21 protein-coding genes, 3 tRNA genes and 1 other RNA gene are annotated in these 14,417 nt (G+C 62.2%); 13 read left to right on the forward strand and 12 right to left on the reverse strand.

What is annotated here, in order from left to right; translation table 11 throughout:
* The 4 genes from VIG32_05040 to VIG32_05055 all read right to left on the reverse strand — a co-directional run.
* Positions 1 to 338 (reverse strand): hypothetical protein (locus VIG32_05040; protein HEY8297371.1); only part of this gene is annotated, 338 nt, incomplete at its 3' end.
* Between the two features lie 88 nt (positions 339 to 426).
* An RNA gene (gene rnpB / locus VIG32_05045) (RNase P RNA component class A) lies at positions 427 to 800 on the reverse strand.
* 54 nt (positions 801 to 854) lie between these two features.
* Positions 855 to 930 (reverse strand) — tRNA-Ala (locus VIG32_05050).
* A gap of 9 nt (positions 931 to 939) precedes the next feature.
* Positions 940 to 1,015, reverse strand: a tRNA-Ala gene (locus tag VIG32_05055).
* Between the two features lie 98 nt (positions 1,016 to 1,113).
* Between VIG32_05055 and VIG32_05060 the strand changes: the two genes are divergently transcribed.
* Together VIG32_05060 and VIG32_05065 are read left to right on the forward strand one after the other, a co-directional pair.
* Complete coding sequence (locus tag VIG32_05060; protein HEY8297372.1) at positions 1,114 to 1,851, forward strand: hypothetical protein; 738 nt, start codon at positions 1,114 to 1,116, stop codon at positions 1,849 to 1,851.
* A gap of 176 nt (positions 1,852 to 2,027) precedes the next feature.
* The gene (locus VIG32_05065; GenBank protein ID HEY8297373.1) at positions 2,028 to 2,318 is read left to right on the forward strand and encodes a type II toxin-antitoxin system RelE/ParE family toxin; all 291 of its coding nucleotides are present in this window, start codon (positions 2,028 to 2,030) and stop codon (positions 2,316 to 2,318) included.
* Between the two features lie 423 nt (positions 2,319 to 2,741).
* On the opposite strand, the gene VIG32_05070 is transcribed toward VIG32_05065, so the two are convergent.
* From VIG32_05070 to VIG32_05085, 4 genes are all read right to left on the reverse strand, one after another.
* Positions 2,742 to 2,818: transfer RNA gene (locus tag VIG32_05070), tRNA-Ile, on the reverse strand.
* A 113-nt stretch (positions 2,819 to 2,931) separates the two neighbouring features.
* The gene (locus VIG32_05075) at positions 2,932 to 3,228 is read right to left on the reverse strand and encodes a hypothetical protein (protein HEY8297374.1); all 297 of its coding nucleotides are present in this window, start codon (positions 3,226 to 3,228) and stop codon (positions 2,932 to 2,934) included.
* Positions 3,225 to 3,602 (reverse strand): hypothetical protein, encoded by a 378-nt coding sequence (locus tag VIG32_05080; protein ID HEY8297375.1) that lies wholly within the window; start codon positions 3,600 to 3,602, stop codon positions 3,225 to 3,227. The genes VIG32_05075 and VIG32_05080 overlap by 4 nt, the downstream gene beginning before the upstream one ends.
* Before the next feature lie 5 nt (positions 3,603 to 3,607).
* Entirely contained in the window at positions 3,608 to 4,255 is a 648-nt protein-coding gene (locus VIG32_05085) for a transglycosylase SLT domain-containing protein (protein HEY8297376.1), read from the reverse strand.
* Positions 4,256 to 4,364: 109 nt separating this feature from the next.
* Here VIG32_05085 and VIG32_05090 point away from each other — a divergent pair, with 109 nt between their 5' ends.
* The 10 genes from VIG32_05090 (at position 4,365) to rimM (ending at position 10,806) form a co-directional block, all read left to right on the forward strand.
* A complete protein-coding gene (locus VIG32_05090; protein ID HEY8297377.1) occupies positions 4,365 to 4,850 on the forward strand; it encodes a DUF177 domain-containing protein in 486 nt (161 codons plus the stop codon).
* Positions 4,837 to 5,043: a 50S ribosomal protein L32 gene (gene rpmF, locus VIG32_05095; protein HEY8297378.1), complete on the forward strand. Its 207-nt coding sequence runs from the start codon at positions 4,837 to 4,839 to the stop codon at positions 5,041 to 5,043. The genes VIG32_05090 and rpmF overlap by 14 nt, the downstream gene beginning before the upstream one ends.
* A 3-nt stretch (positions 5,044 to 5,046) precedes the next feature.
* On the forward strand, positions 5,047 to 6,033 hold the full coding sequence (locus VIG32_05100; protein ID HEY8297379.1) for a beta-ketoacyl-ACP synthase III: 987 nt from the start codon (positions 5,047 to 5,049) through the stop codon (positions 6,031 to 6,033).
* Entirely contained in the window at positions 6,033 to 7,001 is a 969-nt protein-coding gene (fabD, locus tag VIG32_05105) for an ACP S-malonyltransferase (GenBank protein ID HEY8297380.1), read from the forward strand. The genes VIG32_05100 and fabD overlap by 1 nt, the downstream gene beginning before the upstream one ends.
* Positions 6,998 to 7,744, forward strand: coding sequence for an SDR family NAD(P)-dependent oxidoreductase (locus tag VIG32_05110; protein HEY8297381.1), 747 nt, complete (start codon positions 6,998 to 7,000; stop codon positions 7,742 to 7,744). Before fabD ends, VIG32_05110 begins: the two co-directional genes overlap by 4 nt.
* A 43-nt stretch (positions 7,745 to 7,787) precedes the next feature.
* Positions 7,788 to 8,030, forward strand: coding sequence for an acyl carrier protein (locus VIG32_05115; protein ID HEY8297382.1), 243 nt, complete (start codon positions 7,788 to 7,790; stop codon positions 8,028 to 8,030).
* A gap of 15 nt (positions 8,031 to 8,045) precedes the next feature.
* The gene (gene ffh, locus VIG32_05120) at positions 8,046 to 9,380 is read left to right on the forward strand and encodes a signal recognition particle protein (protein ID HEY8297383.1); all 1,335 of its coding nucleotides are present in this window, start codon (positions 8,046 to 8,048) and stop codon (positions 9,378 to 9,380) included.
* 61 nt (positions 9,381 to 9,441) lie between these two features.
* Positions 9,442 to 9,735: a 30S ribosomal protein S16 gene (rpsP, locus tag VIG32_05125; protein ID HEY8297384.1), complete on the forward strand. Its 294-nt coding sequence runs from the start codon at positions 9,442 to 9,444 to the stop codon at positions 9,733 to 9,735.
* Entirely contained in the window at positions 9,735 to 10,295 is a 561-nt protein-coding gene (locus VIG32_05130; protein HEY8297385.1) for a KH domain-containing protein, read from the forward strand. The genes rpsP and VIG32_05130 overlap by 1 nt, the downstream gene beginning before the upstream one ends.
* A gap of 7 nt (positions 10,296 to 10,302) precedes the next feature.
* Complete coding sequence (gene rimM, locus VIG32_05135; protein ID HEY8297386.1) at positions 10,303 to 10,806, forward strand: ribosome maturation factor RimM; 504 nt, start codon at positions 10,303 to 10,305, stop codon at positions 10,804 to 10,806.
* Here rimM and ygiD read toward each other — a convergent pair.
* Positions 10,803 to 11,585 (reverse strand): 4,5-DOPA dioxygenase extradiol, encoded by a 783-nt coding sequence (gene ygiD / locus VIG32_05140; protein ID HEY8297387.1) that lies wholly within the window; start codon positions 11,583 to 11,585, stop codon positions 10,803 to 10,805. The genes rimM and ygiD overlap by 4 nt on opposite strands.
* An 80-nt stretch (positions 11,586 to 11,665) precedes the next feature.
* Here ygiD and VIG32_05145 point away from each other — a divergent pair, with 80 nt between their 5' ends.
* A complete protein-coding gene (locus VIG32_05145; protein ID HEY8297388.1) occupies positions 11,666 to 11,851 on the forward strand; it encodes a hypothetical protein in 186 nt (61 codons plus the stop codon).
* Between the two features lie 20 nt (positions 11,852 to 11,871).
* On the opposite strand, the gene VIG32_05150 is transcribed toward VIG32_05145, so the two are convergent.
* From VIG32_05150 to VIG32_05160, 3 genes are read right to left on the reverse strand one after another with little or no spacing between them, the layout of a single operon-like run.
* A complete protein-coding gene (locus tag VIG32_05150) occupies positions 11,872 to 12,852 on the reverse strand; it encodes a hypothetical protein (protein HEY8297389.1) in 981 nt (326 codons plus the stop codon).
* A 12-nt stretch (positions 12,853 to 12,864) separates the two neighbouring features.
* Complete coding sequence (locus VIG32_05155; GenBank protein ID HEY8297390.1) at positions 12,865 to 13,548, reverse strand: alpha/beta hydrolase; 684 nt, start codon at positions 13,546 to 13,548, stop codon at positions 12,865 to 12,867.
* Positions 13,545 to 14,399 (reverse strand): YihY/virulence factor BrkB family protein, encoded by an 855-nt coding sequence (locus VIG32_05160; protein ID HEY8297391.1) that lies wholly within the window; start codon positions 14,397 to 14,399, stop codon positions 13,545 to 13,547. The genes VIG32_05155 and VIG32_05160 overlap by 4 nt, the downstream gene beginning before the upstream one ends.
* Positions 14,400 to 14,417: the final 18 nt, after the last annotated feature.

Raw genomic sequence — 14,417 nt, forward strand, 5'->3', positions numbered from 1 at the left:
AACTCGGCGGTGTAGGCGCCGGCATCGACGGCTTTGATCTCGCCGATCTCCGGCACGCCCGCGAGCTGCGGGACCTTCGAGCGGATCTCTTCGGGAATTCGCACCTTGTCGCCGACTGCCAACGCCACGCCTTCGGCGAAGAGGGCGTTGAGGCTATCGAGCAGCATCGGCAAGGGAATGCCGTAATCTTCGCTCACCGCGCCGATGGTGTGCGATTCGCTAATCGCGCAGTTCGAGCAGCCGCCTAAATGGAAGCGCGCGAATACGCGGCGCGCTCCGGCGTGCAGCTTGAACGCCTGGTCGACGGTCATCGCGGGGGTAAACTGTTGTTCGCTCACGGGCAGATCGTTCTCCTCAAGGATGCTTCATTGGCTAAAACGCATCTCCGGCCCCGCCGGTTGCGTTCGAACGGCGGCCGGCGCCAGGTTGCGGAGTACGCCTATAAGCCGGATTCTGTAGGGCTCGCGCCCCGACGACCATCTCTCTGGGGTGCGCGTTACCGCGCACCTCGATGCGACCTGGCTCGTTCGGACGGGCAGTCCGCGTTTCCGAGGAAACGATATCGAGCGCGTCTTGCTTCGGGTGGGGTTTACCCGAGCGCGCGTCACCGCGACGCTCCGTGAGCTCTTACCTCACGATTTCACCCTTACGAGTTTGGCGACGAAGTCCCCAAGCTCGCGGTTTGTTTCTGTGGCACTTTCCTTCGAGTTGCCCCGACAGGACGTTATCCTGCACCCTGCCCAGTGAAGCCCGGACTTTCCTCGCGATACCGCGTATCGCGCGGCCGTCCAGCGTACTCCGCGACTGCTTAATACGAAAAGCCCGGAGAGACGACCTCCGGGCTTTCGTTTATATGGTGGAGGCAAGGAGACTCGAACTCCTGACCCCTTGCATGCCATGCAAGTGCTCTACCAGCTGAGCTATGCCCCCACGGGCCCTTGGTGGAGACGAGGAGATTCGAACTCCTGACATCCTGCTTGCAAAGCAGGCGCTCTACCAACTGAGCTACGTCCCCGCGGCCAATCCCCACGGTACGCGATTGAGGACCTCACAACCTTGCGTTTCGGCATACAAAAGGTGGATAATTTCTCTACCATAGTGGAGGCGCGGCCTATGTTCGCGACCCTTGTTCTCGCGGCGGCACTCGGAAGCCCCGCATGTTGGGACATCTTTGACGGGGCGGTTCGCCGGCGCGCGGCCGCGTCGCATCCCGACTATGTCTCCTACGACGTTCGTCAAGTGCTCATCGACGACAATCAGCCGTTGATCTCGGCGCGCGCCCACGTTGAGTACCGCGACGACGGCGTCGCGCGCGTTGAAGATTCGCGTTTCGATAACGAACCGTTCGTGACGCATCAAGCCGATCCCGGACCGCCCGAACTCGGACCGTACGGGAGCGACCGCCGGTCCTGGCTGCCGGTCGACGAACTGCAGATGCCGCTACGCGTCATCGGCGACGTACGCGCGCACGGAACGTTCGATTGCGAGATTGCGGATACGGAGATCTACAAAGGCCACCCGACGTATCATCTCGTCTTTCGCAATACGCCGAAAAATCGTCCCGCGCTAAAAGCGATGTGGGTCGATACCAAAAGCAAAGACATTTGGAAACTGATCGTCAGCGGATACGTGATCTTTGCCGACATCCCGGAGAAGCCGCTAACGGACTTCCAAGTCGAGCTAGGCTACGCCGGTCCATATCTGGTCGTCAACCACGTAACGTGGGCGTACCGATTGCGCTCGTATTCGCAGTACGAGAATCTCTTCGGCGAGTATTACTTTACCGGATTCGATTTTCCGGCATCGCTGCCGAACTCGCTATTCGCGGAAAGCTCGACCGGAACGAGCTGACGATTGGAAATGGAAAACGGGAGACCGTTACCGATCTCCCGTTCGTAGCTCTTATGGGAGCGGTTCCCCTCGCGAAGTTGTCACCAGTATACACGGAGTCGCAAAGGTCCGTCCAGGGATTCCCTGGTTTTGGTCTTATCGCTTGACGATATTATCGCATAGTGATAAAATAACGTATGGATTTTGCGGATCGTGGAACGCGGGATCTTTACAACGGCACCCCGTCTAAGGTTGCGCGCAAAGTCGTCCCGTCTGCGCTCCGTCGGAAGGCCATCGATAAGCTGACTCTTTTGGATGCTGCCGCGAACTTGGATCAGCTAAACATTCCGCCCGGAAACCGACTAGAAATTCTACGCGGCGATCGCACGGGCCAGCATTCGATACGAATCAACGATCGGTACCGCATTTGTTTCCGCTGGACCGATGCTGGCGCAATCGACGTTGAGATCGTCGATTATCATACCTAGGAGAGAACGATGAATCGCCCGCTAACGATCCCTGCGCATCGGCGCCCGACTTCTCCCGGCGGGATTCTCCTTCGGGAGTTTCTCCAACCGTTGGGGATCACGCAGTCCGCGTTTGCCAAGCACATTGGCGTTACGAACGCGCGCCTGTCGGAGATCATTCACGGGAAGCGGCCGGTTACGATGGATTCTGCGCTTCGGTTCGAGCGAGCGTTAGGATTCAAGGCTGAATCATGGATGCGAATGCAACTGACGCTCGACATGTACGACGCGCTCCACGGGAGTATGGCTAAGGCCGTTGGCCGGATCAAGCCAATCGCGCGGGCGTCCTAAAAAACACCGACGATGGCAACCGTCGAGCGAAGCGGCGTGACGACGGCAAAAGCGACGGTCAAAAAACCGTCGCTTACGTGATCGCCACATTCTTGGTGGGCCATCCTGGGTTCGAACCAGGGACCTCATGCTTATCAAGCATGCGCTCTAACCAGCTGAGCTAATGGCCCGCACAAGACAGAATTGTACCACACTTGGCAAGGCCTACCTGCCGACGGGCCTACCTGCCAACGGGCGGCTCGGCCGAAGGCCGAACGCGACGGATTGCGCCTAGCGCAATCCTCTAGATCAGTTCGATGTACTTCTTGACGACGTCGTCGTCGATCTTCATTTGAGCGAGTACCAGGGCTCGCTCGGTATTGTATTCGCGCTCGAGTTCGGTGCGCTCTTCCAGACTGAAGTCGTACTGCGCGCGCTGGACCGCGAGCAGCGCTTGTTCCGCTAACTCGCGTTCGTGGTCGGCACCGACGCCATCGGGCGCTTGCGCCGCGACGGTGCCCGCGAGCATCGCCGCAAGCGGCGCCGCGCCGGGCCGCCCCGCCGATGGGCGACCCGTACGCGCGGTCGGCCGTTCGATCACTGCGTGATGCTCTCGATGAATTTCTTCACTATTCCGTCGTCGGCGCGGCGCTGAGCCATCTGCACGTCGCGCAGGGTGTTGACCTCGCGCATCTGTTCCGACCGTTCGTCGATCATTTCGTTGAACGCATCGGATTGGATTTGCATGCGCTCTTGATGCTGCATCTGTTGGGCATACATCCCGACTTGAAAGAGTTCGTTTTGCGCGTTGAGCGCTCCGAGCCCGGCGTTTCCGAGCGCACCCGTAAGGTTGCCGCCGGTTGTGCCGCCTCCGGCGAACCCACCGGCGAGTCCCATCGTTGCGGCGCCGGCGGGTCCGCCCTCGAGAAAGCCGGTCGCCGCGCCGGCCAGGGCGCCGATCAAATTGAAACCCATTTCTACTATCCTCCGCTGTTTTGATTGCTGGAATCGTTGACGATCGAGGCGAAATCCGGTTCGGGCGCCGGGCGCGCGTTGCTTTGCGGCGGCATCGACGCGGGGCAGAGACCCGGAAACTGCAGCGAAAACGCTCGCAGCGAATTGACGCTCGCCTGCTCGCTCGGGCTTTCGGCCTGCAGCTCTTCGTGGACCGCCGAGCCGCCAAGATCGGCATAGTGCCGCATCACCGAATCCGCGTAGCCCAGTTTCGCGCCGTCCTGCCATGTGGTAACGGTACCGCAGGCCGTGGGACTGCCGGCATTATAAGCGGAGAGAGCGCGGTGAACGTTCCCGCCGTACCGCGCCAGCAGCCCGGAGAGCATGCCCGCCGCATAATCGGCATTACGCCCCGCGTTCATGGCCGCGCCGGTTCGTGCGAACGGGTGCCAGCGATCGTCGATTTGGAAGAGGCCATGGCCGTGCCCGCCGTCACCGAGGATGTTGCGGCCGCCGTTGGCACCCGGGCCGCCGGTCTCTTGGGCGGCGACGGCGGCGAGGAGTCGGGGGTCGAGTCCGTGCTGGGCTGCCGCGCGAGCGATTTGCGGCGCGTAAGCAACCCCGTGGGCCGCAAGCTCGCTTATCGCGCTCGGGATACTTCCGATCGTGCTCATAGTGCCCGTCATTCACCCCGACCTACGGGTTTGACAAGGCGGACTGTCGGGGTCTACAATGGTGCGAGTTTGAAAGGGGTCTCCCTCCGTGGGGACCTTTCATGATGTTATGGGTTCTTCACACAAAATCGATATCGGCGGTCTCTTAGCCGGTGGGCGCCAACGCCTGCTGGTCGATCAAGATGTGGCGCTCGAGCCGTTTGAGGGGATACTCTTCCCCGAGCCGGCGCAAGTGCGACTCGAACTTCATGCGATCGATCGCATGCTGGAGATCGCCGGAACGATCGACGTGGAAGCCCATGGCGAGTGCGATCGCTGTTTGAGCGACGTGACGCGGCAGATGCACGTCGACGTCGACGAACAACTCGAACCGGAGGCGGACGGACGCACCGACCCGTTCGGTCCGAGTAACGTGCTGATGGGCGACCGTCTGGACGTGGCGGATCTCGCGTCACAGTTAGTGTACAGCGCGCTTCCACCGGGCGTGTTGTGCGCGGACGATTGTCTGGGGCTCTGCGATAGTTGCGGAGAGAACAAGAACGAGGGCGCGTGTCATTGCGCGGCCGAACTGGAGATTAGAAGTGGCGAATCTTAAATGGAAAACCCCGCGCAGCAAGACGCGTAGCCGTCGTGCCGCGAATTGGAAGCTCAACCCGGTTACGACCGTTGAGTGCGCGCAGTGTCACGCCCCCAAGCGCCCGCATTTCGTGTGCGAGCATTGCGGCACGTACGACGGGCGCCAAGTCGTCGCAGTGAAGGACGATCACGCCGGGCATCAACACGGCTAACCCTTGAATCAGACCGGGGTCAAGATCGCCGCCGTCGGGCATTACGCGCCCGACGAGATCCTCAGCAACGAGGATCTCGAGAAGATTCTCGACACGTCCGACGAGTGGATCGTCTCGCGTACGGGCATGAAGCGCCGGCACGTCGCGGCCGCCGGCCAGGCGACGAGCGATCTGGCCATCGCCGCCGCGCGCAACGCGCTCGCCAAGACCGCATTAAAGCCGCAGGACATCGATTGTTATATCGTGGCCACGGTGACCCCGGATTATATCTTTCCCGCGACGGCGTGTCTGGTGGCGGCGCGGCTGGGCGCGAAGGATAAACCCGCGTTCGATATCGAGATCGCCTGCAGCGGTTTTATTTATGGCCTGACCGTCGCCTCGGCGCTGATTCGGTCGGGCGTCTACAAACGCATCATGCTTATCGGCGCCGAGACGCTGACTAAGATCGTGAGCCGCACCGACCGCAGCACTGCCGTGCTCTTCGGCGACGGTGCGGGCGCGGCGATTCTGGAAGCCTCGGAGATCGATTCGTTTCTTTCAAGCGAATTGGGCTCCGACGGCAGCAAGCCCGAACTGCTCTACGTTCCGGCGGGCGGCACGCGCAACACGCTCGATCCCGCGGCCTTCGCGGCCGGCCGTCAGTTCATCAGCATGGAAGGGCGCGAAGTCTTCAAATTTGCAGTCACGAAGATGATCGACGCCACCGAGATCGCGCTGCGCAAGGCCAATCTCACGCATGCCGACCTGACTTGGCTGATCCCGCATCAGGCCAACAAGCGCATCATCGATTCGGCGGCCAAATACCTCGACATGCCGCCGGAAAAAGTGATCGTCAACATTCACGAGTACGGCAACACGTCGGCTGCGACGATTCCGATCGCGCTCTCCGAAACGGTCGCCGCAGGCAAAATCAAGCCGGGAGACGTGATCGTATTCGTCGGCTTCGGCGGCGGCCTCTCTTGGGGCGCCGTAACATGGCGGTGGGCATAATGGCAAGAATCGGCGTCATCTTCCCCGGACAAGGCTCGCAAGCCGTCGGCATGGGCGTCGACGTGGCGAACTATTCCTCCGGCGCGCGCGTGCTGTTCGATCACGCGCGTTCGATCCTCGGATACGATCTGCTCGAACTACAGAAGAACGGCCCCGAAGAGAAGCTCCGCGAAACGCAATATAGCCAGCCGGCAATCTTTGCAACCAACGTCGCACTTTTCTACGCGTGCGGCGAGGAGTTGCAGCCGGTGGTGACCGCCGGTCATTCGTTCGGCGAACTTTGCAGTTTGACGGTTTCGCAATCGCTCACGTTCGATGCGGCGCTTACGATCGTCGACGAGCGCGGCAAAGCGATGCAGCATGCGGCCGAATTGGCCCCCGGCGGCATGTCGGCCGTACTCGGTATGGATGCGGAGAAGATTCGCACGATCGTCGCAGCCGTTAACGAACGCACCGGCAAGCGCGCGCGGCTCGCCAACTTCAACTCCCCATCGCAAATCGTCATCAGCGGCGATCTCGAAGCCGTGCAGGCTGCGGGCGACGCGCTGCTCGAAGCCGGCGCGAAACGCGTGGTGCCGCTCAACGTTTCGGGAGCGTGGCATTCGCAGCTCATGGAGCCGGCCATCGAACGTTTCGCGCGCGCCGTCGACGGCGGGGCGTTCCTGCTGCCGCAATTCGACGTCGTTTCGAACGTGGACGCAGAGCCGTATCGCGATATCGAAACGATCAAGCGCAATCTCGTCCGCTCGATCAGCGACGAAGTGCGCTGGCACGATACCGCGCAGAGATTGCTCGCCTACGAATTGGATCTGGTGGTGGAGTTCGGCGCGAGCCCGGTGCTCGGTCCGTTGATGAAGCGCTTGCCCAACGCGCCTTCGGTGATCAACGTCACCGACTACGCCGGAGTCCAGAAGATGCACGCGCTTCTACGCCAACCGCAGGGCGATAAAGAGCAAGCCCCCGCATGAGTTTCGCCGGCAAAGTCGCGTTGATCACCGGCGCCAGCCGCGGTATCGGCCGGGCGATCGCGGTGGAATTCGCCGCCCAAGGCGCCGATCTCGCATTGATCGGCCGCGATCGCGCGGCGCTCGACGAGACGGTCGCCGCCTGCCAAACGGCGCGCGCCGCGGTCAAGACGCACGTGCTGATCGCCGACGTCGCCGATCAGGCGGCGGTCGATGCCGCGGTGGACGAGACGCTAAAAACCTTCGGCCGGATCGACTGCGCCATCGCAAACGCGGGCCAGTCGGTCGATGCACTCGTGCTGCGGCTCAAAAGCGACGTGCTCGACCAGATGCTCTCGGTCAACCTGAAATCGGCGTTCTTTCTCTGCGGCGCGGTCGCCAAGCCCATGATGAAGCAGCGCGGCGGCGCGATCGTGCTGGTTTCGAGCATCGTGGGCCTCACCGGCAACCCCGGGCAGGCCGCCTACGCGGCTTCCAAAGCGGGGCTGCTCGGCTTGGCCAAGTCCCTAGCGAAGGAATTGGGGTCGAGGAACATAAGAGTCAACGCCGTCGCGCCAGGTTTCATCGAGACGGCTATGACCGATAAGATGACCGACGCAATGAGAGAGATGATCCTTAAGAATGCAGCACTCGGCCGACCGGGAACGCCGGAGGATATCAGCGGAGTGGTTAGCTTTCTTTGTTCGGATGCTGCCGGCTACATAACGGGGCAAACCCTGGTAGTCGACGGCGGCGTCGTGATGTAAGCACCGTTCGTTCCAACTCAACCATATTCAGAATAGGAGACGTATGTCCACCACGTTCGATAAAGTCAAGAAGATCATCGTCGAGCAGCTCGGCGTTGACGAGTCTGAGGTTACCACCGAAGCCTCGATCACCGATGATCTGGGAGCTGACTCACTCGATCAGGTCGAGCTCGTGATGGCGTTCGAGACGGAGTTCAACATCGACATCCCCGACGAAGAGGCCGAGAAGATCAAGACCGTCGGCGATGCGGTAACCCGTATCGACCAAGCAACCGCGAAAGAGTAAGCACCTAACACAATCATGCTAGACCAACTCTCCGAACGGTTAGGCGCGATCTTTTCGCGCTTGACCGGTCGAGGCCGTTTGAGCGAGACCGACGTCAGCGAAGTGATGCGCGAAGTGCGCATCGCCTTGCTCGAGGCCGACGTTTCGCTTGCCGTTGCCAAAGAGTTCGTCAACGCAATCAAGGAAAAAGCGGTCGGGGCCGACGTGCTCGCGTCGCTCTCGCCGGCGCAGACGATCGTCAAGATCGTCAACGATCAGCTCATCGAATTGCTCGGAGGCGCGCAGGCTCGCCTGCAGTTCTCCGACGCGCCGCCGTCGGTCATCATGCTCGTCGGTCTGCAGGGGTCGGGTAAGACGACGCACGCGGGTAAGCTCGCGATGCGTCTGAAAGAACAGGGCCGGCGTTCGCTGCTGGTGGCTGCCGACGTCTATCGTCCGGCCGCCATCGCCCAGCTGCAGACGCTCGGTAAACAGGTCGATCTGCCGGTCTACGATCAGGGATCGGGCGATCCGGTAAAGATCGCGCGCGACGGCGTAGCCGAAGCGAAGCGGCTGGGGCTCTCGACGGTCATCATCGACACGGCGGGCCGCCTGCAAATCGATGACGCGCTCATGACCGAGCTCGAAAAGATCAAGGCGGCGGTCAACCCGAAAGAGATTCTTTTCGTCGCCGATGCGATGACGGGTCAAGAAGCGACCAACGTCGCCAAGGTCTTTAACGAACGCTTGGGCATCACCGGCGTGATTCTCACGAAGATGGACGGCGACACGCGCGGCGGCGCGGCGCTCTCGATCTACAAAGTGACCGGCGCGCCGATCAAATTCGTCGGCGTCGGCGAGAAACTCTCGGCGCTCGAGCAATTCTACCCCGACCGGCTCGCCTCGCGGATTCTGGGCATGGGCGACGTGCTCACGCTCATCGAGAAGACGCAGAGCGTTTACACCGAGCAGCAGGCCAAGGATCTCCAGCAAAAACTCGTCAAGTCGCAGTTCACGCTCGACGATTTCTTGGATCAAATGCGCCAGATTCGCAAGATGGGCAGCCTGGGCGATATCATGAAGATGATTCCCGGCGTCTCACGGGCGCTCCCGAAAGATTTTGAGATCCCCGAAAAAGAGATCTCGAAGATCGAAGCGATCATCTGCTCGATGACGCTTCGCGAACGCCGCGATCCCGCAGGCGTTCTCAACGGCTCGCGCCGCAAACGTATCGCGAGCGGCAGCGGCACGCAAGTAGCCGATGTGAACCGTCTCATCAAACGCTTCGAAGAGTCGCGTCAAATGATGAAAAAGATGGGCTTAGGCGGCGGTAAGAAACGGCCGCGCATGCCGTTAGGCTTGATGCGCTAAAATGTGCTCTCTACCAACTCGCGTGGTTTACGCGAACAACGTATCCTAATGGAAAAACAACATGGTTAAGATCAGACTGCGGCGCATGGGCGCCAAGAAACAACCGACCTATCGTTTCGTAGTCGCCGACGCGCGCTCGCCGCGCGACGGGCGCTTCATCGAAATTCTCGGCCATTACAACCCGCGGACCGAACCGCGCACCGTGGTCGTGAACGAAGAGAAGGCCAAGGCGTGGCTCGCTAAAGGCGCGCAGCCGTCGGACACCGTTCGCCGCCTCTTTGCCGAACGGGGCATCATGGAGCGCGGACCGGTTCCCACGAGTAAGCGTAAGCCGAAGTCGGAAGGCGCTGAGTAATGAGCGCCTTCGATGACGAATTCGGACTATTCGGCGAAGGCGGCGAAGAGGACGAGCGTCGCTCGACACTAGGCGCGCGCAAAATCGCGTCGAGCGAAACGATCATCGACGACATCGAACCCGAAGACGAACGGCCCGCTCGCCGGAGCAACGGCCCGGGCGAGCGTTCGAGCGGCGGCTCGGGCGGTTTTCGCGGCCGCACGCAAGGCGGAGGCGGCGGGCGCCGCTTCGCCGAGAAGCGCAACCGTCCGCCCGCCGATCCCGTCGCCGCGCAGCAGCGAGCCGGCGACCTGCTCGAATTTCTCGCCAAGAAACTGGTCGCGAAACCCGAAGTCGTGGCGATCGAATCGTATCCGGCCGACGGTCCCGAACCGCCCGTGCTGGAACTGCTCGTCGACGGTGAAGATCTCGGAAAAGTCATCGGCCGCAGCGGGCGCGTCGCGCAAGCGTTGCGAACGATCATTCGCGCGACCGCCGAAGGCCGGATCGCCGTCGATATCTACGATCTCGACGAGGATGCCAACGAAGGCGCCGAGGATTCGACCGACGCCGAAGAGTGATGGCGATTTGCCGGTCGGGCGCATCGCGGGCATTTTTGGGTTAAACGGCGAGTTGAAGTGCGATCCGACGAGTGCGGGTCGCACGCTCTTTTTCAAAGATGCCGAACTGCGCTTGATCGACGCCGGCGGTGCCGCCCGCACCGTGCGCCTCGAAACCGTTCGGGAGCACAAGGGCCGCTTGCTGGTTCGTCTCGCGGGCATCGCCGATGCGACCGCGGCCGAAGCGTTCGCCGGCGCTACGTTTTACGCCGATGCGACGCAGATCGACCTCGACGAAAACGAGTATCTCGATCGCGATCTCGTGGGCTGCACGCTCTACGATGACTCGGGAGCCTCGCTCGGTGTCGTCACCGCCGTTCAGCATTTCCCGACGTCGGATATGCTGGTCGTCGGCGGAAAGCTCGTGCCGATGATCCACCAATTCATCCGCTCGATCGACATCGCGAAACGATCGGTCGTCGTCGATCTGCCGCTGGGTCTACTCGACGAAACGCAGGCCGAAGAAGGCTAACCGATCGCGATCGACCGCATGGAGATCGATCCCAAATCGATTCCCGACGTGGGAAAGGTCAGCGCGTCGCCGGATTGCCGCGCGGCGAGTGCGTACAACAACGGCAGATAGTGTTCCGGCGTGGGTATCGAGAGCAGCGCGTCGCCGCCGAGAGCCTCGTAGTCGATCAGCGGCTGGTGTTGACCCCGCTCGATGAACTCCGCCGCGAGTGCATCGAAACGTTCGGCCCAATCGTGCGCCTTCGATCGCCCGTCGCCCCACGCGGCCGCCTCCAGATTGTGCACGATATTCCCGCTGCCGACGATTAAAACGCCCTCGTCGCGTAACGGCGCTAGCCGCCGCGCGAGATCGTAATGCCATTGCGGCGGCTTCGTTTCATCGATACTCAGTTGCACGACCGGAACGTCCGCTTCGGGAAAGACATGGCACAAGACCGACCACGTTCCGTGATCGAGTCCCCAGGTTTCATCGTTGCTTACCTGCGTTCCGGCGAGCAGCGCGGCGACGCGCTCGACGAGTTGCGCGCTTCCCGGAGCGGGGTACTGCATCTCGAACAAGGCCTTGGGAAAGCCGCCGAAATCGTGAATCGTCCGGGGGTGCGGCGACGACGTCACGGCGACGCCCGGAACGTACCAGTGAGCGGAGATCGCCAGTACGGCTGCGGGGCGCTTTTCAAGACGCTCGCCGATGCTCTTCCATGCGCGCGTCCAAGCATTGTCGGCGAGCGCGTTCATCGGATTTCCGTGGGCCAAAAACAGGACGGGCATGCGATTCGTCATCGCAGTCGGCCTTCGCGACACCGGAGATCCTTTCCGGTCGCGCCAGGCGCGGGCGAGACGGCGGAAGAAGGCGTCTTCAAATGAGTAACACCCTCAACGCACTCCAGAAACAGCTAGGACCGGGGACCGCCCAAAAGTCCCGCGATCCGCGCGTCACCGGGCTTCACAAGTGGCCCTGCGGCTGCTGGGCGCAGAGCGTTGGACGCAATCCGCGCTGGAGTATGATCGCCACCTGCGAGCAGCACCGCGAAACGCCAGGGCTCTAACGGCGGTTCGGTCGCGGCGCTTACGCGTTGTTCGGGTGGCTGGTCGCGTAGGATTGAACGGCCGTTTGGATCGCGCCGGTCAGGCTATCGGCCGTGCCCGACGCTTGCGAGAGCGGCGCGCCGAAACACGTGTAGACGTCGAGCGTGAACGTGTATTGGGTCTTGTGAAAGAATCCGCTCTTGACCGATGCCGTTTTCACGCTGCCGCTCGCGACCGTATTATCGCGTTGCGTGCCGCAGATGCCGTTGGCGTTCGCGGCGGCGTTGCCGGCGACGCCGCTCATCGTGGCGTTATAGTAGGTGTCGAGGGACGCGAGGAGCGTCCGCGTTCCGGCGGCTAGCTCGCTGCCCGTAAGATCTCCGGCGATTCGCACCACGAAGATTCCCTTCGCCGGTTTGCTCGCCGGCGTAGCTTTCGGCTTAGGCGTGGCTTTCGCGCCGCGATGTTTGAATAAGCCGCCGATGTTGGCTTCGTTACCGGGCAACGGCGTGGGCGTTGCCGATGCGGCCGACTGCTGATCGTTGAGCGCGGCGCTGAAACGATTCTGATCGGCGATGATGGCGTCGTGAACCGCGTGCGCTTGCGCGGCGGCGTCGTTGAAGGATTGAATCTGCGCGCTGTTCGCATAGACGATCGTGCTGTTGTGCACGCTGACCAGCTGCTCGACGAGTGCGACGCCGTCGCCGAGCGCCGTCATGTAGCCGGAGAGGTAGTATTCGGCGTGGTTGCTCTTGGCATCGGCCGGATAGTCGCTGCGTTTGACGGTCGCGCTTCCGTCGATAGTCGTAACGCCGCCGCCTTCGCGCATCTGCTGCACGAAGAGCTGCGCCGCTTTGACGCCCGTATCGCCTTTAATCTCGCCGGTGACGCTGAACGGATACACGATCACGATCGGCGCTGCGGGCGCGGGCGACGGTGCCGGCGATGGAGACGGAGTCGGCGTCGCGCCAACCAAGGCAACGCTCAGGCACAGCAATAAAACGGCGGAGACTTGACGCACGGAGGTCCTCTCTTAGGCGAACTGTTCAGCGAACGCGCGAATTTCGGCATTCGTTTCGTTCGGGCGCTCCAGCATGAGCAGATGCCCGGCTTCGGGCAGTATTCGCGCTCGGGCACCCTCTACCCGGTCGGCGAAGAACTGCGCGAACTTCGGCGGGGTCAGCCGGTCGGCAACGCCCGTCAACGCGAGCAAGGGAACGCGGAGGCGGTCGAGGCGGCCCGTCGCATCGAAGGCGTCGCACGCGCGAAAGTCGCGCAGCACTTGCGCTTGCCCGGTGCGGCGCAGGCGCGCGGCGGCCGCATCGACGAGGGCCGGCGCCGGTTCGGCGAAAAACAGCGTCGCGAGGTACGCCGCGGCTTCTTCGAAGTCGCGCTCGAGCTGCTCGAAGATCGCGGGCGCGACGCGCAGCCGCGCGCCCGACCCGAGCAGGATGACGCCGGCGATCGCGGCGGAGCCGCGCAGCGCACATTCGAGCGCGACCGCGCCGCCGAGCGAGTTGCCCGCGAGCACGACGTTCGTCAACCCGCGCTCGCCGATGTAGCTCTCGATGAAGGCCGCAAATTCGTCGACGCTCGCGGGCTCGCCCGGCGCGTCGTGGCCGGGAAGATTGGGCGCGTGCGCGCCGGGAAACGCCGCCATTTGCGCCGCGAACACATCGCCGGTGAATCCCGATCCGTGAATGAAGAGTAGTGTCACGATGAGACGGCCTCGCTCGGGTGGGGCAGTTCGTCGATCAGTTCGGAGACGGGCTCGGTGCCCTTGAGGTGCGCCCAGCCGGCGGAGAGCTGCGCGCCGAAAAGAAAGATCGAACCGATCAAGTAAAACCAAAGCAGCAGTGCGAGCGGCGCGGAAAGCGCGCCGTAGATCGCGCGGAAGTTTACGTGCAGCGTGTATTGCGCGAACGCAAATTGCACGGCCGGCCACGCGAGCGCGGCGAAGCTCGCCCCGGGGACCGCGAAATGCCACTTAACGCGCCGGTTCGGCAAAAACGTGTAGAGAATCAGCACGACGACGAAGACCAGCGCCATCGAGATGAGATAACCGCCGATCTGGGTGAGATGCGCCTGATCCGGCATGGCGGCCAGCGCCACGATGACGGCGAGCAGAATCGGCAGCGAGATCGCGACCAAAAAGAGCAGGCCGACGACGGGCAGCATGACGACCGAGAGCAGGATGTCGTGAACGAGCGGGCGCCCCTTCGGAACGCCGAGCGCTCGATCGAGCGCGTACGCTAGACCCATAAAGAGATTCTTGCCCGACCAAACGACGAAGCCGAGCGCGATGATGGACGAGATTCCGCGGCCGTAGATATACGACCGCAGATTGCCGGCAATAAAATCGTGAAGCGCGGGCGCGAACGTATCGAAGAAGTTCAGGACGCGCTGTTCGCTGTTGGGGTAGATATACGAACCTGCCGTGATCACCAAGACGATGAGCGGGAAGATCGTAAAGAGCGCGTTGAACGCAACCGCTTGAGCCAGAAAGGCGCAGCCGTCGCGCGAGAAGCGGATGCCGGCCTCGCGGAACGCCAAGATGAGTCGTTTCATCCGATGCGGTATATCGCT

The organism is Candidatus Baltobacteraceae bacterium (assembly GCA_036559195.1).
GTDB lineage: Bacteria > Vulcanimicrobiota > Vulcanimicrobiia > Vulcanimicrobiales > Vulcanimicrobiaceae > JALYTZ01.

Excerpts from the sequence above, each read along its gene's own strand:
- VIG32_05060 (HEY8297372.1), top strand. The coding sequence starts at position 1,114 with ATGTTCGCGACCCTTGTTCTCGCGGCGGCACTCGGAAGCCCCGCATGT.
- VIG32_05065 (HEY8297373.1), top strand. The coding sequence starts at position 2,028 with ATGGATTTTGCGGATCGTGGAACGCGGGATCTTTACAACGGCACCCCG.
- VIG32_05080 (HEY8297375.1), bottom strand. The coding sequence starts at position 3,602 with ATGGGTTTCAATTTGATCGGCGCCCTGGCCGGCGCGGCGACCGGCTTT.
- VIG32_05085 (HEY8297376.1), bottom strand. The coding sequence starts at position 4,255 with ATGAGCACGATCGGAAGTATCCCGAGCGCGATAAGCGAGCTTGCGGCC.
- VIG32_05090 (HEY8297377.1), top strand. The coding sequence starts at position 4,365 with ATGGGTTCTTCACACAAAATCGATATCGGCGGTCTCTTAGCCGGTGGG.
- fabD (HEY8297380.1), top strand. The coding sequence starts at position 6,033 with ATGGCAAGAATCGGCGTCATCTTCCCCGGACAAGGCTCGCAAGCCGTC.
- VIG32_05110 (HEY8297381.1), top strand. The coding sequence starts at position 6,998 with ATGAGTTTCGCCGGCAAAGTCGCGTTGATCACCGGCGCCAGCCGCGGT.
- VIG32_05115 (HEY8297382.1), top strand. The coding sequence starts at position 7,788 with ATGTCCACCACGTTCGATAAAGTCAAGAAGATCATCGTCGAGCAGCTC.
- ffh (HEY8297383.1), top strand. The coding sequence starts at position 8,046 with ATGCTAGACCAACTCTCCGAACGGTTAGGCGCGATCTTTTCGCGCTTG.
- rpsP (HEY8297384.1), top strand. The coding sequence starts at position 9,442 with ATGGTTAAGATCAGACTGCGGCGCATGGGCGCCAAGAAACAACCGACC.
- VIG32_05130 (HEY8297385.1), top strand. The coding sequence starts at position 9,735 with ATGAGCGCCTTCGATGACGAATTCGGACTATTCGGCGAAGGCGGCGAA.
- ygiD (HEY8297387.1), bottom strand. The coding sequence starts at position 11,585 with ATGACGAATCGCATGCCCGTCCTGTTTTTGGCCCACGGAAATCCGATG.
- VIG32_05145 (HEY8297388.1), top strand. The coding sequence starts at position 11,666 with ATGAGTAACACCCTCAACGCACTCCAGAAACAGCTAGGACCGGGGACC.
- VIG32_05160 (HEY8297391.1), bottom strand. The coding sequence starts at position 14,399 with ATGAAACGACTCATCTTGGCGTTCCGCGAGGCCGGCATCCGCTTCTCG.